Here is a 14233-nt window from a genome sequence, read left to right as displayed (position 1 = left end):
CCGCCCCTTCGACCCCGCCAGGGGGCTCTGCCCCCTGGACCCCCGCTCCTCAAACGCCGGAGGGGCTGGACTTTCAGCGCCGGTCGGCATCATTTAGCCCGTCCGGCGTTTGAGGACGAGGCCGTTCAGGCCGAAGCGGGGGTCTGGGGGCGCAGCCCCCAGGGATGGGACGGGTAGGGGCGGCGGGGGCGAATAACGCCTTACAACCGGCCCAGCACCTGCGCCAGCAGCGACCCCATCCGCGTCGCCGAATCCCGCCCGGCCTGCAGGACCTCCTCGTGGTTCAGCGGTTCTCCCGTCATCCCCGCCGCGAGGTTCGTCACCAGCGAGATGCCCAGGACCTCGGCCCCCGCCTCACGCGCCGCGATGGCCTCAAGCACGGTGGACATACCGACCAGGTCCGCGCCGATGACACGGGCCATGCGGATCTCCGCCGGGGTCTCGTAGTGCGGCCCGGGGAACTGGGCGTAGACGCCCTCTTCCAGCGTCGGGTCGATCTCCTTGCACAGGGCGCGCAGCCGCGGCGAGTACAGGTCGGTGAGGTCGACGAAGTTCGCGCCGATGATCGGGGAGGCCGCGGTGAGGTTGATGTGGTCGCTGATGAGGACCGGCTGCCCGGGCCGCATGCCCTCGCGCAGCCCCCCGCAGCCGTTGGTGAGGACGACCGTCTTGCTGCCGGCCGCCACCGCCGTACGGACGCCGTGCGCGACGGCGGCCACCCCGCGGCCCTCGTAGAAGTGCGTACGCCCAAGGAAGACCAGCGTCCGCTTGTGTCCGATCTTGTACGAGCGGACCGTGCCGCCGTGGCCCTCCACCGCCGGCGGCGGGAACCCGGGCAGCTCGGTGACCGGGAACTCGGCATCGGGTGCGCCGAGGGCATCCACGGCCGGTGCCCAGCCGGAGCCCATCACGAGGGCGACGTCGTGGGTCTCGGCGCCGGTGAGTTCGCGCAGGCGCGCGGCGGCGGCGTCGGCGGCGCCGTGGGGGTCGCGCTGGATGTCGTCCGGAAGAAGAGATGCGTTCACGCGCATGAGGGTAGCCGGTCCGGGCCTACGCGCGTAGATGACGGAGCTAACGAGATGGCGATCGTTGTCTTGTTGTTTCCGACGAAGACGGCCGGCGGCGTCGCTCGGAGGATCTTCAGCAGGGCCGCTTGCGCAGTTCCATCACGTAGTCGTGCGGCGCCCCGGCCGACTCGGCCGCGTCGGCGATCTCGCCCAGGTAGCGGGCCGACGGCAGGCCGCCCTCGTAGCCGTTCAGGACGTACACCCAGGCCGGCTCCTCGCCGTCCAGCGTGACCACGCGCACGCGGGCCCGGCGGTGGATGCCGAGGCCGACGCCCACCCAGCGGTCCAGGGACTCCTCGTCCATCGGCGCGATCTCGTACAGCGCCACGAAGACCTGCTCCAACGGGTCCTCGACGATCGTCGCGAGCGCGCCCTCCCAGCCCAGCTGCTCGCCGCCGAAGGTCAGCCGCCACCCGTTCAGCCAGCCGGTGGCCCGCATCGGCGAGTGCGGTGCGCGGCGGGTCATCAACCGCGCGTCGAGATTGCCGGCGTAGGCGGCGTAGAGCGACATGGGTCGAGCGTACGGCAGCAGAATCGGCCGCCCCTCCCGTAACAGTGGTATCTCGGGCCGCCCCCCAGGGCAGGACCACCCGCAAGCGTGCGGGACAATGGAGTACGTGACTCGGATCGTGATCATCGGTGGCGGACCCGGCGGATATGAAGCGGCGCTGGTGGCCGCGCAACTCGGCGCGGAGGTGACCGTCGTCGACTGCGACGGTCTGGGCGGCGCGTCGGTGCTCACCGACTGCGTGCCGTCGAAGACCCTGATCGCCACGGCCGAGGTGATGACCACCTTCGACTCCTCGTACGAAGAGCTGGGCATCATCGTTGCCGACGACACCCCGCACATCGACACGCCCGCCCAGGTCGTCGGTGTCGACCTCGGCAAGGTCAACCGGCGTGTCAAGCGCCTCGCACTCGCCCAGTCGCACGACATCACCGCCTCCGTGACCCGGGCCGGCGCACGCGTCCTGCGCGGGCGCGGACGGCTGGAGGGCATGCAGGCCCTCGACGGTTCCCGGAAGGTCGTCGTACGGGCCGCCGACGGGACCGAGGAGACGCTCACCGCCGACGCCGTCCTCATCGCCACCGGCGGTCACCCGCGCGAGCTGCCCGACGCCCAGCCCGACGGCGAGCGCATCCTCAACTGGACCCAGGTCTACGACCTCGACGAGCTGCCCGAGGAGCTCATCGTGGTCGGTTCCGGTGTCACCGGCGCCGAGTTCGCCGGCGCCTACCAGGCCCTCGGCTCCAAGGTCACCCTTGTCTCCTCCCGCGACCGCGTGCTGCCGGGTGAGGACCCGGACGCCGCCGTCGTCCTCGAGGACGTCTTCCGCCGCCGCGGCATGAACGTCATGGCCCGCTCCCGCGCCGCCTCCGCCAAGCGCGTCGGGGACCGGGTGGAGGTGACGCTCGCCGACGGCCGGGTGATCACCGGGTCGCACTGCCTGATGGCCGTCGGCGCCATCCCGAACTCCGCGGGCATGGGCCTGGAGGAGGCGGGCGTGCGAGTGAAGGAGTCCGGCCACATCTGGACCGACCGGGTCTCCCGTACGACCGCCCCGGGCGTGTACGCCGCCGGTGACGTGACCGGCGTCTTCGCCCTCGCCTCCGTCGCCGCCATGCAGGGCCGCATCGCCATGTACCACTTCCTCGGCGACGCGGTGGCCCCGCTGAACCTGAAGACGGTCTCGTCGAACGTCTTCACCGACCCCGAGATCGCCACCGTCGGCTACTCCCAGTCCGACGTCGACGGCGGCAAGATCGACGCCGTCTCCGTCAAGCTGCCGCTGCTGCGCAACCCGCGCGCCAAGATGCAGGGCATCCGCGACGGCTTCGTGAAGCTCTTCTGCCGCCCGGGCACCGGCATCGTGGTGGGCGGTGTGGTCGTCGCGCCGCGCGCCTCGGAACTGATCCATCCCATCTCGATCGCCGTCGACAACAATCTGACGGTCGAACAGATCGCGAACGCGTTCACCGTGTACCCCTCCCTTTCGGGGTCGATCGCCGAGGTGGCACGCCAGCTCCACACCCGCAAGACGAACGGCGACGCCTGACGGCTTGAACCGACTCCCCGCTGGTCACGGGGAGTTGTCGAGCATTCGTACGGCATAGTCGGGGGGACTAGGCCCTATACCACTTCCCGCCTTCCTGTGCTCACAACTTCTGTTATTCGGCGCAAACTGCTGAAAGCAGACGGTCGTTGGGGTTACTGTCAGTTTCGTGTTCGCTGCAGAACGTCGCCAATTGATCCTCGAAATGGTGCGAGCTAACGGGGCCGTATCGCTCCGTGAGCTCGCCCGCGTCGTCCAGACCTCCGAAGTGACCGTACGGCGGGACGTGCGCGCACTGGAGGCAGAAGGACTCCTCGACCGCCGGCATGGCGGTGCGGTATTGCCGGGCGGGTTCACGCGAGAGTCCGGCTTTCCGCAGAAATCACATCTCGCGACCGCCGAGAAGACGGCCATCGCCGATCTCGCCGCGAACCTCGTCGAAGAGGGCGAGGCCATCGTGGTCGGAGCGGGTACCACCACACAGGAGCTGGCCCGCCGGCTCGCCCGGGTCCCCGGACTCACCGTCGTCACCAACTCCCTCCTGGTGGCCCAGGCGTTGGCCCATGCCAACCGGGTGGAGGTCGTGATGACCGGCGGCACCCTGCGTGGCTCCAACTACGCGTTGGTGGGCAGCGGCGCCGAGCAGTCCTTGCAGGGGCTGCGGGTGTCGCGGGCGTTCCTCTCCGGGAGCGGGCTCACCGCGGAGCGCGGGCTGTCCACGTCCAACATGCTGTCGGCGTCCGTGGACCGGGCGCTGGTGCAGGCGGCGGCGGAGGTCGTCGTCCTCGCCGATCACACCAAGCTCGGTACGGACACGATGTTCCAGACCGTGCCGACGGATGTGATCACGCGGCTGGTGACGGACGAGCCGCCCGCGCATGACGACCGTGCGGCCACGGAGTTGCAGGCGCTGGCCGATCAGGGGGTGCAGATCGCTGTCGCGGGGGCGTCGGGAAACGCGGGGGGCGGTGAACCGGGGCCGGGGCCGGGGCCGGCGCCAGCGCGTCAGCAGCGTCGGGATGTGCCGCTCCCTGGGCCGCGGCGGGGTGTTCCCAACGGGGGGCAGGGGTTGCGGACGGCCACGGTGTTGGACGCGGGGGCTGAGCAGCGGGCGCGGGTTGCGGATATGCGGCGGCGTTAGGGGCGCGTGGTCGCCGTAGGGGTTCGTGTTGTTGCGCGGGTGCGGGTTGTGTGTGGCTGGTCGCGCAGTTCCCCGCGCCCCTTAGGTCAGTCCGCGCAACGTCAGTTTCAGCAATCTGTCCGCCAAGTCCGGATCCCCCGGCGCCTCCTCCGCCGCCAACGCGATCGCGTGGGTCAGTTGGAGCAGGTCCTCGATCGCCACGTCTTCGCGTACCGCGCCCGCCTCCTGGGCCCGGGTCAGCAAGGACTGGCCTGCCTTGCGCATCGGGTCGCTGCATCGGGCCAGGGCCGAGGTGTGGTCGTGGGAGACGGACATCAGCGCCTTGGCCAGGCCTCGGTACTCGCCGGCGTGGGTGACGATCTCGCGTAGCCAGGTGACCAGGGCCGTGCAGGGATCCGGGGCGCCCAGCAACTCGCGGGAGCGGGCGAGCAGGTCGCTCACGCCGTCCTCGAAGACCGCGCTCAGCAGGGCGTGGCGGTTGGGGAAGTGGCGGTAGAGGGTGCCGATGCCGACGCCGGCGCGGCGGGCGACGTCTTCCAGGGAGGCGTCGGTGCCGTGGGCGGCGAAGGCGGAGCGGGCCTCGGTGAGCAGGCGGTCGTAGTTGCGGCGGGCGTCGGCGCGCATGGGGCGCGGCGGGGTCGTCTCCTGTGAGGTCGCGGCCGCCATGGCTTCCACCTGTCCTCTCGTCCGCCCGCCCGGGTGTCTCTCCAGAATGCCATCGGGACATGAGTGCGCCCGGCGGAGTGACCGCTGTGGTCTCCGCCGGGCGCTTCAGGATGTCGTACGACTCAGTCCTTGATCTCGCAGATCGCGGCGCCCGAGGTGATGGAGGCGCCGAGCTCGGCGGACAGGCCCTTGATGGTGCCGGCCTTGTGGGCGTTGAGGGGCTGTTCCATCTTCATGGCCTCCAGGACGACGACCAGGTCGCCCTCCTTGACCTCCTGGCCCTCCTCGACGGCGATCTTGACGATGGTGCCCTGCATCGGGGAGGCGAGGGTGTCGCCGGAGGCCGCGGGACCGGACTTCTTGGCGGCGCGGCGCTTGGGCTTGGCGCCCGCGGCGAGGCCGGTGCGGGCCAGCGACATGCCGAGCGAGACCGGGAGGGAGACCTCCAGGCGCTTGCCGCCGACCTCGACGACGACCGTCTCGCGGCCCGGCTCCTCGTCCGTGTCCGCGTCGGCGGGGGCGGCGAAGGGCTTGATCTCGTTGACGAACTCGGTCTCGATCCAGCGGGTGTGGACCGTGAACGGGTCCTGGCTGCCGGTGAGTTCGGGGGCGAACGCCGGGTCCTTCACCACCGCGCGGTGGAACGGGATGGCGGTCGCCATGCCCTCGACCTGGAACTCCTCCAGCGCACGGGAGGCCCGCTGGAGGGCCTGCTCGCGGGTGGCGCCGGTGACGATCAGCTTGGCGAGCAGCGAGTCCCAGGCCGGGCCGATGACCGAGCCGGACTCGACGCCCGCGTCCAGGCGGACGCCCGGACCGGCCGGCGGGTCGAACCTGGTGACCGTGCCCGGCGCCGGGAGGAAGTTACGGCCCGGGTCCTCGCCGTTGATGCGGAACTCGAGGGAATGGCCGCGCATCTGCGGGTCGTCGTAACCGAGGGCCTCGCCGTCGGCGATGCGGAACATCTCGCGCACCAGGTCGATGCCGGTGACCTCTTCGGTGACCGGGTGCTCGACCTGGAGCCGGGTGTTGACCTCGAGGAAGGAGATCGTGCCGTCCATGCCGACGAGGAACTCCACGGTGCCCGCGCCGACGTACCCGGCCTCCTTCAGGATGGCCTTGGAGGCGCGGTACAGCTCGGCGTTCTGCGCCTCGGAGAGGAACGGCGCCGGGGCCTCCTCCACGAGCTTCTGGTGCCGGCGCTGCAGCGAGCAGTCACGGGTCGATACGACGACCACGTTGCCGTGCGTGTCGGCCAGGCACTGCGTCTCCACGTGCCGCGGCTTGTCCAGGTACCGCTCGACGAAGCACTCGCCGCGCCCGAACGCGGCGACGGCCTCACGGACCGCCGAGTCGTACAGCTCGGGCACCTCTTCGAGTGTCCGCGCGACCTTCAGACCGCGGCCGCCGCCACCGAAGGCGGCCTTGATCGCGATGGGCAGGCCGTGTTCCTGGGCGAAGGCGACGACCTCGTCGGCGCCGGAGACCGGGTCGGGCGTACCGGCGACGAGCGGGGCGCCGGCGCGCTGGGCGATGTGCCGGGCGGCGACCTTGTCGCCGAGGTCCCGGATGGCCTGCGGCGGCGGGCCGATCCAGATCAGGTCCGCGTCCAGGACCGCCTGAGCGAACTCGGCGTTCTCGGAAAGGAAGCCGTATCCGGGGTGGATCGCGTCCGCGCCGGACTCCCGGGCGGCGTTCAGGACCTTCTCGATGTCCAGGTAACTGGTCGCCGGAGTGTCACCGCCCAGGGCGAACGCCTCATCCGCGGCGCGGACATGCAGAGCGTCCCGGTCCGGGTCGGCGTATACGGCCACGCTCGCGATACCGGCATCCCGGCAGGCCCGGGCCACGCGGACAGCGATTTCGCCACGGTTGGCGATGAGCACCTTGCGCACGATTGAGGCTCCCTCCTTGAAACAAGCCGAGTTTAGGGACTGCCGACACGGCACTTCGACCCGTCCCCAATGGTGACCTTGCCCACACGGAGCGTGATTCGAGGCTCGCTCGACCTGCGAAATCCCTTGTCGCACCTAGGCACGCAGGACTCCTCCGGGAAACCCTAGCCCTCCGGTGTGGTCAAGGTCTCTGTGAGAGCGTGCTGCGCCCCACTCTGTTTCTTTGTCGAGTCCCTACGAATGGCCCAATGATTCTTTGCCCTCCGTCGAACCCTTGTCCCGGGGTTTACCCGTTAGTAGCGTTCACCGTGTATCGAACGTACTTGGGGTAACCAGGGCTCGGCTTGAGAGTGGGTGGGGACCGGTGGTGCGCAGACCGGTGGCATGGGTCGTGGCGGTCGTGCTCTTCGTGGAGGCGCTGTTCATCGCCGGCCTGAACTGGTTCCTGGGGGTGGTGGTCGACCGCCAGGACATGTCGCTGGCGGGCCTCGACCCGCACATGATGTCGGTGTCCTCGAAGGCCGGCGGCGTGGTCTTCGGCCTCTACTTCGCGTTCTGCGGCCTGGTCGCCCTGCTCGTGGCCCTGCGCGACCGCCGCCCCGCCGGCTTCGGCCGCGTCCTGCTCATCAGCGCCGCCGTGGTGCACGGCCTGCTGGGCGCCTTCGTCTGGGGCCTGGTGGGCTGGCCGGCGTTCCTGTTCATGGTGCTGGTGCTCGGCCTCATCGTGCTGCTGCTGATGACATACGACGCGGAGGAGCGGCCCGCCGCCCAGGAGCCCGAGGACAGCAGGCCCGCGGGCGGCGGCTCCCCGGTCAGTCCTCCGCCGACGCCCACAACTCCGTGATCTGCACGCCCAGTTCGGCCAGCAGGCGGCGTACGAGGGGCAGGCTGATGCCGATCACATTGCCGTGGTCGCCGTCGATGCCGTCGATGAACGGCGCCGAGCGGCCGTCGAGCGTGAACGCCCCGGCGACGTAGAGGGGTTCGCCCGAGGCGACGTACGCGGCGATCTCCTTGTCGGTCGGCTCGCCGAAGCGGACGACGGTGGAGGCGACGCCGGATACGTACCGGCCGGTGGCCGTGTCGTAGACGCAGTGCCCGGTCTGCAGGGTGCCCGCACGGCCGCGCATCGACTTCCAGCGGGCGGTGGCCTCCTCCGCGTCCGCGGGCTTGCCGAGCGCCAGTCCGTCCAGCTCGAGCACCGAGTCGCAGCCGATCACCAGCGCGCCCTTGACCTCCGGTTTCGCGGCGACGACGGAGGCCTTGGCCTCGGCGAGGGCGAGGGCCAGCTCGGCGGGGGTGGGAGCGGTGACGGCGTCCTCATCCACGCCGCTCACGATCACTTCGGGGTCCAGGCCCGCCTGTCGGAGGAGGTTCAGGCGGGCGGGGGACTGGGAGGCGAGGACGAGGGCGCGGCGCGGCTGAACGGTCATGCGATCAGGGTATCGATGGGGGGTCGCTCCGCTAGGGCAGGCCGATCACGAGCATCGCCAGCAGCATGGCCAGGGCGATGAGAAAGCCGAGCCGCCGTAGCATTTGCTGCGTTTCGCGCAGTTCCTTGGGCGGCTCGTTCTCGGGGTCGGACCACAGCATGGCACTAGCGTGGGGCTGGGCGGGGGAGGGGCGCCTGAGTACGGGTACTCAAGTTGTGCCCGGGGTTTGCCGTACTGTGCGCGGTTCCCCGCGCCCCTGGCTAGCTTCAGCTGGGCCAGTATGTACGTGCCCACGTTGTCGGGCCCGGCTGCGGCAGGCGGCGAGTTGCGAGCCTTGCCGGGTCCGACCAGGAGTCTCTGTCTTTCGTCGCGCCGGGCGGCTCTGTTGTTGCTGCCGCGGCGCGGGCTCGGACTACCGCCAGGGCGGCGGCTAGTTCCTCCGGGGTGGGGTTGCCCCGTACGACCTTGATCGTCATGGCGGCTCCTAGAGGGGGATGTTGCCGTGCTTCTTCGGGGGCAGGGATTCCCGCTTGGTGCGCAGCTGGCGCAGGCCGCGTACGACGTGGCGGCGGGTCTCGGACGGCATGATCACGGCGTCGACGTAGCCGCGCTCGGCCGCGATGTAGGGGTTGAGGAGGGCGTCCTCGTACTCCTGGATCACGCGGGCCCGGGTCGCCTCCGCGTCTCCGGCGGCCTCCGCCTCGGCGATCGTGCGGCGGTGCAGGATGTTGACGGCGCCCTGGGCGCCCATGACGGCGATCTGGGCGGTCGGCCAGGCGAGGTTGAGGTCCGCACCCAGGTGCTTGGAGCCCATGACGTCGTAGGCGCCGCCGAAGGCCTTGCGGGTGATGACCGTGATCAGGGGGACGGTGGCCTCGGCGTAGGCGTAGATCAGCTTGGCGCCGCGGCGGATGATGCCGTCGTGCTCCTGGTCCACGCCCGGGAGGAAGCCGGGGACGTCGACGAAGGTGATGACCGGGACGTTGAAGGCGTCGCAGGTGCGGACGAAGCGGGCGGCCTTCTCGGAGGCCTTGATGTCCAGGCAGCCCGCGAACTGCATCGGCTGGTTGGCGACGATGCCGACGGGGCGGCCCTCGACGCGGCCGTATCCGGTGAGGATGTTGGGGGCGTAGAGGGGCTGGGTCTCGAAGAACTCGGCGTCGTCCAGGATGTGCTCGATCACCGTGTGCATGTCGTACGGCTGGTTCGCGCTGTCGGGGACGAGCGTGTCCAGCTCGCGGTCCTCCTCGGTGAGGACGAGGTCCGCCTCCTCCGGGAAGGCCGGGGGTTCGCTGAGGTTGTTGGACGGCAGGTACGACAGCAGCTGCTTGATGTACTCGATCGCGTCCTTCTCGTCCCCGGCCATGTGGTGCGCCACGCCCGAGGTCGAGTTGTGGGTGCGGGCGCCGCCCAGCTCCTCGAAGCCGACGTCCTCGCCGGTGACCGTCTTGATGACGTCCGGGCCGGTGATGAACATGTGCGAGGTCTGGTCGACCATGATCGTGAAGTCGGTGATCGCGGGGGAGTAGACCGCGCCGCCCGCGCAGGGGCCCACGACCAGGCTGATCTGCGGGATGACGCCGGAGGCGTGCGTGTTCCGGCGGAAGATCTCGCCGTACGCGCCGAGGGAGGCCACGCCCTCCTGGATGCGGGCGCCGCCTGAGTCGTTGATGCCGATGACCGGGCAGCCGGTCTTCAGCGCGAAGTCCATGACCTTGACGATCTTCTGGCCGTAGACCTCGCCGAGGGCGCCGCCGAAGACGGTGAAGTCCTGGGAGAAGACGGCGACCGGGCGGCCGTCGACGGTGCCGTATCCGGTGACGACACCGTCGCCGTACGGCCGGTTCTTGTCGAGGCCGAAGTTGGTGGAACGGTGCCGGGCGAACTCGTCGAGTTCGACGAAGGACCCCTCGTCGAGCAGCAGCTCGATCCGCTCACGGGCCGTCAACTTGCCCTTGGCATGCTGCTTTTCGACGGCGCGTGCGGAGCCGGCGTGCGTCGCTTCCTCGATACGGCGCTGGAGATCCGCGAGCTTGCCCGCGGTGGTGTGGATGTCGATCCCTGAGGACTCTTGGATCTCGTGACGCTCTTCCGGCTCGGACATCGGGATGTGGCTCCCTGCCTGCTCAAAAGGGGGGACGGTTACTCATCCGTAGAGTAGTGGGGTGCCTACCAATCGGCAGTGCGGCGTTTACCACACCTAGGGTGGCTTGCATGACGCCGCGAGATGCAGCAGAGCCGAACGACAGCAGCAGGTGGTCCGATCTGGACCGGCCGCCCCTCAACGCCACTGCCTTGCGCAAGGGGCTCGTGCGGGAGGGCGGACTGTGGTCGGAAATGACCGTCGTGCCGAGTACCGGCTCCACCAACTCCGACCTGGTGGCCCTGGCGAACGCGGGCAAGGCCGCCGAGGGGGCGGTCCTCGTCGCCGAGGAGCAGACGTCCGGGCGCGGGCGCCTCGACCGGCAGTGGACCGCTCCGGCCCGCTCCGGGCTCTTCTTCTCCGTGCTCCTGACGCCCACGGAGGTGCCCGTGGAACGGTGGGGGTGGGTGCCGCTGCTCACCGGCGTCGCGGTGGCGGCCGGGCTGTCGCGGGCCGCGGGCGTCGATACGGCACTCAAGTGGCCCAACGACCTGCTGCTGACTGTCAGCGGCGAGGAACGCAAGGCCGGCGGAATCCTGGCGGAGCGGGCGGGCGGTGACGGCGTGGTGGTCGGCGTCGGCATCAACGTCACCCTGCGCGAGGACGAGCTTCCCGTGCCCGGCGCGGGGTCGTTGGCGCTGGCGGGAGCCGTGACGACGGACCGGGACCCCTTGCTGCGGGCCGTGCTGCGGTCGCTGGAGGAGTGGTACGGACGGTGGCGCGCAGCCGGGGGCGATCCGGGCGCGAGCGGGCTGCAGGAGACGTACGCGGCGGGCTGCGCGACGCTGGGGAGGAGGGTGCGGGCCGAACTGCCGGGCGATCGGTCGATCACCGGAGAGGCGGTGGCGATCGACGGGGACGGGCGGCTGGTGCTGGCGACGGGGGAGGGCGTGCAGGAGCCGGTGGGGGCGGGGGACATCGTCCATTTGCGAACGGCGTGAACGCTTCGGTGTGTGCGGTGCGTGTTGGTGGGTGGTGCGTGTGAGTGCTGGTGTGCGGTGCTTCTCGATGCCGGTCCGGGCATTTCAGCCCGTCCGGCGTTTGAGGACGAGGCCGGCACCAGCGCCGGGTGCCTCCCGACCGACGGTGCGAAAGCGTCGGCGCCACGGAGTGAGCTGGCGCACATCTGCCGTAAAGTTGACCGCGGTCGATACCTGACCGCGGCAGATCGGAAGGGCAGCAGGCGTGACCGTCGACGACACGGGCTCCGGCAGGGACCCGGACGGCCGGGTGGATGCTCTCTCGGCTTCGATCGAGCGGGGCGACCCCGACGACCGGCGGGACCCCGACGCCACCGACCCCGGTGAGGACCCCCTCGCCCTCCGCCTCGAACAGCTCATCCTCGGCGCGGAACGGCGTTACACCCCCTTCCAGGCGGCCCGTAGCGCGGGTGTCTCCATGGAGCTGGCCTCCCGTTTCTGGCGGGCGATGGGGTTCGCCGACATCGGCCAGGCCAGGGCGCTCACGGAGGCCGACGTACTGGCGCTGCGGCGGCTCGCCGGTCTCGTGGAGGCGGGGCTGCTGAGCGAGGCGATGGCCGTGCAGGTGGCGCGTTCCACCGGGCAGACCACCGCCCGGCTGGCCGAGTGGCAGATCGACTCCTTCCTGGAGGGCCTGACCGAGCCGCCCGAGCCCGGCATGACGCGCACCGAGGTGACGTACCCGATCATCGAGCTGCTCCTGCCCGAACTGGAGGAGTTCCTCGTCTACGTCTGGCGGCGCCAGCTCGCCGCCTCGGCCGGCCGGGTCGTCCAGGCCGCCGACGACGAGGAGATGGTCGATCGCCGCCTTGCCGTGGGCTTCGCGGACCTCGTCGGGTTCACGCGGCTGACCCGCCGTATGGAGGAAGAGGAACTCGGCGAACTGGTCGAGGCCTTCGAGACCACCGCCGCCGACCTGGTGGCCGCGCACGGGGGGCGGCTCGTCAAGACGCTCGGGGACGAGGTGCTGTACAGCGCCGACGACGCGGGTGTCGCCGCGGAGATCGCGCTGCGGCTGATCGAGACGATGGCGAATGACGAGACGATGCCGGAGCTCCGCGTGGGCATCGCGTTCGGCACGGTGACCACTCGTATGGGCGATGTCTTCGGTACGACCGTGAATCTGGCGTCCCGGCTGACGTCGATAGCTCCGCGTGATGCCGTGCTCGTCGACAGTGCGTTCGCGGAGGATCTGATCCGGACCGGGGACGCGCCCGCGTCCGAGGCGGAGGCCGCGGAGGCGGCTGCCGCTGCGGAGAAGGAGGGGGAGGAGCCGCCGACGTATCGCTTCGCGCTTCAGCCGATGTGGCAGCGGCCGGTGCGGGGGCTTGGTGTGGTGGAGCCGTGGTTGCTTACGCGGCGGGCGCCGTCGGGGTGACGGTTGTGTGTTGGGTGCGGGCCGGTGGGGGCTGGTCGCGCAGTTCCCCGCGCCCCTTTAGGGCGTTGCAGTTCTGTCAGTCGTTGCCACGCACAGGCCGATGACCGGGACGCAGATGCCGGACTGACTGGGTGTTGGGGTCGGGGAATTGCTGGGCTGGGCGGGTGACGCCTGTGGGGCGGTGTTTGTCGTCGGCGTCCGGGCGGGTGTCTCGGGGATGGTGGTGGGCGCTTCTGTGGGCGCCGGGGCTGTCCTCGTGGGCGGCGGCGTGGAGGGTGGCTTCGCGGGGGCGCGGATCACTGAAGCCGCTGTCGGGATCGCGGTGGGGGTGGCCGCCGTGGTGGCCGCTGTGTTCGTCTTGCGGTCGGTGCCGGGATCCGGGCGAGGCTCGGGCTCGGCTTTCGTGGTTCCGAGGTGGCTCACGTCGGAGTCGGGAGTCAGGCGTACGAGGCTCAGTACGCCGGCGGCCACGGCGAGGCCTCCGGCGGCGAGGAGCAGCTTGCGGGGGCGGGGTTTGCGGTGGCGGCCCCGCTGACGTGCTGGTGTGTTCTGGTCCGTCACCGCGATCCTCCCCGTTGCGCGTGGCGCAGCGCACGTTATGCGGTGGTGTGGGCGGTCGGGTGGGAGTCGGGCGGGATGTCACTCGAAGGGGGAGTTCGGGGGCGGGCCGGGAACCGGCGTCGGACCTTTCCCGGCCTTTTTCCCGGCCTCGTCCCCGCCTTTTCCCGGCCCGGGATGGCTGCGATGATCGGGGCGCATGCTGTTGTTAACCCGCGTTAACCCGGAGGGTGTCATGAGCGAGGAACGGTTCGGGGAGTTCGTGCTGGTGCGGCGACACGGCGACGGGGGCGTGGGGTATGTCGCCGAGCTGGCCCTCGACCGGCCCAAGGCCATGAACGCCGTGTCGACGGAGATGGCCCGCTCCATCGCGGCGGCGTGTACGGCGCTGGGGGGCGACAAGGGCGTACGGGTGGTCGTGCTGACGTCGACCCATGAGCGGGCGTTCTGTGTCGGGGCGGATCTGAAGGAGCGGAACTCCTTCACCGATGCCGAGCTGGTGCGGCAGCGGCCGGTGGCGCGGGGGGCGTACACCGGGGTGCTGGAGCTGCCGGTGCCGGTGATCGCGGCGGTGCATGGGTTTGCGCTGGGGGGTGGGTTCGAGCTGGCGCTGTCGTGTGACGTGATCGTGGCCGACCGGACGGCGGTGGTGGGGTTGCCCGAGGTGTCGGTGGGGGTGATTCCGGGGGGGGGGGGGCCCCAGTTGCTGCCGCGGCGGGTGGGGGCGGCGCGGGCGGCCGAGCTGATCTTCTCCGCGCGACGGGTCGAGGCGGTCGAGGCGCGGGAGCTGGGGCTCGTGGATCAGCTGGTGGAGGCGGGGCGGGGGGGGGGGGCGGCGGGGGGGGTGGCGGCCCGGGACCCGGGGGAACCCCCCCGGGGGCCCCCGGGGGGCCAAACGGGGGTGCCAGGGGGGGTTGG

14 protein-coding genes are annotated in these 14233 nt (G+C 70.7%); 6 read left to right on the top strand and 8 right to left on the bottom strand.

Going from position 1 to position 14233, the window contains the following annotated elements:
- Positions 1–200: 200 nt before the first annotated feature.
- Together KCH48_RS41510 and KCH48_RS41505 are read right to left on the bottom strand one after the other, a co-directional pair.
- Positions 201–1025: a purine-nucleoside phosphorylase gene (locus KCH48_RS41510; protein ID WP_210582825.1), complete on the bottom strand. Its 825-nt coding sequence runs from the start codon at positions 1023–1025 to the stop codon at positions 201–203.
- 115 nt (positions 1026–1140) lie between these two features.
- A complete protein-coding gene (locus KCH48_RS41505; protein WP_210582824.1) occupies positions 1141–1578 on the bottom strand; it encodes a gamma-glutamylcyclotransferase in 438 nt (145 codons plus the stop codon).
- A 97-nt stretch (positions 1579–1675) separates the two neighbouring features.
- Here KCH48_RS41505 and KCH48_RS41500 point away from each other — a divergent pair, with 97 nt between their 5' ends.
- Positions 1676–3124: an NAD(P)H-quinone dehydrogenase gene (locus tag KCH48_RS41500; protein ID WP_210582823.1), complete on the top strand. Its 1449-nt coding sequence runs from the start codon at positions 1676–1678 to the stop codon at positions 3122–3124.
- Positions 3125–3290: 166 nt separating this feature from the next.
- Complete coding sequence (locus KCH48_RS41495; protein WP_210582822.1) at positions 3291–4262, top strand: DeoR/GlpR family DNA-binding transcription regulator; 972 nt, start codon at positions 3291–3293, stop codon at positions 4260–4262.
- Positions 4263–4343: 81 nt separating this feature from the next.
- Here KCH48_RS41495 and KCH48_RS41490 read toward each other — a convergent pair whose 3' ends face one another.
- Together KCH48_RS41490 and KCH48_RS41485 are read right to left on the bottom strand one after the other, a co-directional pair.
- Positions 4344–4928 carry a TetR/AcrR family transcriptional regulator gene (locus KCH48_RS41490; RefSeq protein ID WP_246886745.1) on the bottom strand — a complete coding sequence of 195 codons (585 nt, stop codon included), beginning with the start codon at positions 4926–4928 and terminating at the stop codon, positions 4344–4346.
- 122 nt (positions 4929–5050) lie between these two features.
- Positions 5051–6823, bottom strand: a complete 1773-nt coding sequence (locus tag KCH48_RS41485; protein WP_210582821.1) for a biotin carboxylase N-terminal domain-containing protein — start codon at positions 6821–6823, stop codon at positions 5051–5053.
- Positions 6824–7202: 379 nt separating this feature from the next.
- Between KCH48_RS41485 and KCH48_RS41480 the strand changes: the two genes are divergently transcribed.
- Complete coding sequence (locus KCH48_RS41480) at positions 7203–7667, top strand: hypothetical protein (protein ID WP_307841094.1); 465 nt, start codon at positions 7203–7205, stop codon at positions 7665–7667.
- On the opposite strand, the gene KCH48_RS41475 is transcribed toward KCH48_RS41480, so the two are convergent.
- From KCH48_RS41475 to KCH48_RS41465, 4 genes are all read right to left on the bottom strand, one after another.
- Positions 7636–8256, bottom strand: a complete 621-nt coding sequence (locus KCH48_RS41475) for a nucleoside triphosphate pyrophosphatase (protein ID WP_210582819.1) — start codon at positions 8254–8256, stop codon at positions 7636–7638. The genes KCH48_RS41480 and KCH48_RS41475 overlap by 32 nt on opposite strands.
- A gap of 31 nt (positions 8257–8287) precedes the next feature.
- Entirely contained in the window at positions 8288–8416 is a 129-nt protein-coding gene (mmpB, locus tag KCH48_RS43085; RefSeq protein WP_282615257.1) for a morphogenic membrane protein MmpB, read from the bottom strand.
- A 106-nt stretch (positions 8417–8522) separates the two neighbouring features.
- Positions 8523–8732 carry an acyl-CoA carboxylase epsilon subunit gene (locus KCH48_RS41470; protein ID WP_210582818.1) on the bottom strand — a complete coding sequence of 70 codons (210 nt, stop codon included), beginning with the start codon at positions 8730–8732 and terminating at the stop codon, positions 8523–8525.
- Positions 8733–8740: 8 nt separating this feature from the next.
- Positions 8741–10360: an acyl-CoA carboxylase subunit beta gene (locus KCH48_RS41465; protein WP_210582817.1), complete on the bottom strand. Its 1620-nt coding sequence runs from the start codon at positions 10358–10360 to the stop codon at positions 8741–8743.
- Between the two features lie 110 nt (positions 10361–10470).
- Here KCH48_RS41465 and KCH48_RS41460 point away from each other — a divergent pair, with 110 nt between their 5' ends.
- The 3 genes from KCH48_RS41460 to KCH48_RS41450 form a co-directional block, all read left to right on the top strand.
- A complete protein-coding gene (locus KCH48_RS41460) occupies positions 10471–11340 on the top strand; it encodes a biotin--[acetyl-CoA-carboxylase] ligase (protein ID WP_210582816.1) in 870 nt (289 codons plus the stop codon).
- 244 nt (positions 11341–11584) lie between these two features.
- Positions 11585–12757, top strand: a complete 1173-nt coding sequence (locus KCH48_RS41455) for an adenylate/guanylate cyclase domain-containing protein (RefSeq protein ID WP_210582815.1) — start codon at positions 11585–11587, stop codon at positions 12755–12757.
- A 793-nt stretch (positions 12758–13550) separates the two neighbouring features.
- The coding region (locus KCH48_RS41450) for an enoyl-CoA hydratase/isomerase family protein (RefSeq protein WP_246886743.1) at positions 13551–14233 on the top strand (683 nt) is incomplete at its 3' end.

The organism is Streptomyces sp. GESEQ-4 (genome assembly GCF_017948455.1).
Taxonomy (GTDB): Bacteria; Actinomycetota; Actinomycetes; order Streptomycetales; family Streptomycetaceae; genus Streptomyces.
This window is presented reverse-complemented; position numbering and strand designations above follow the sequence as displayed.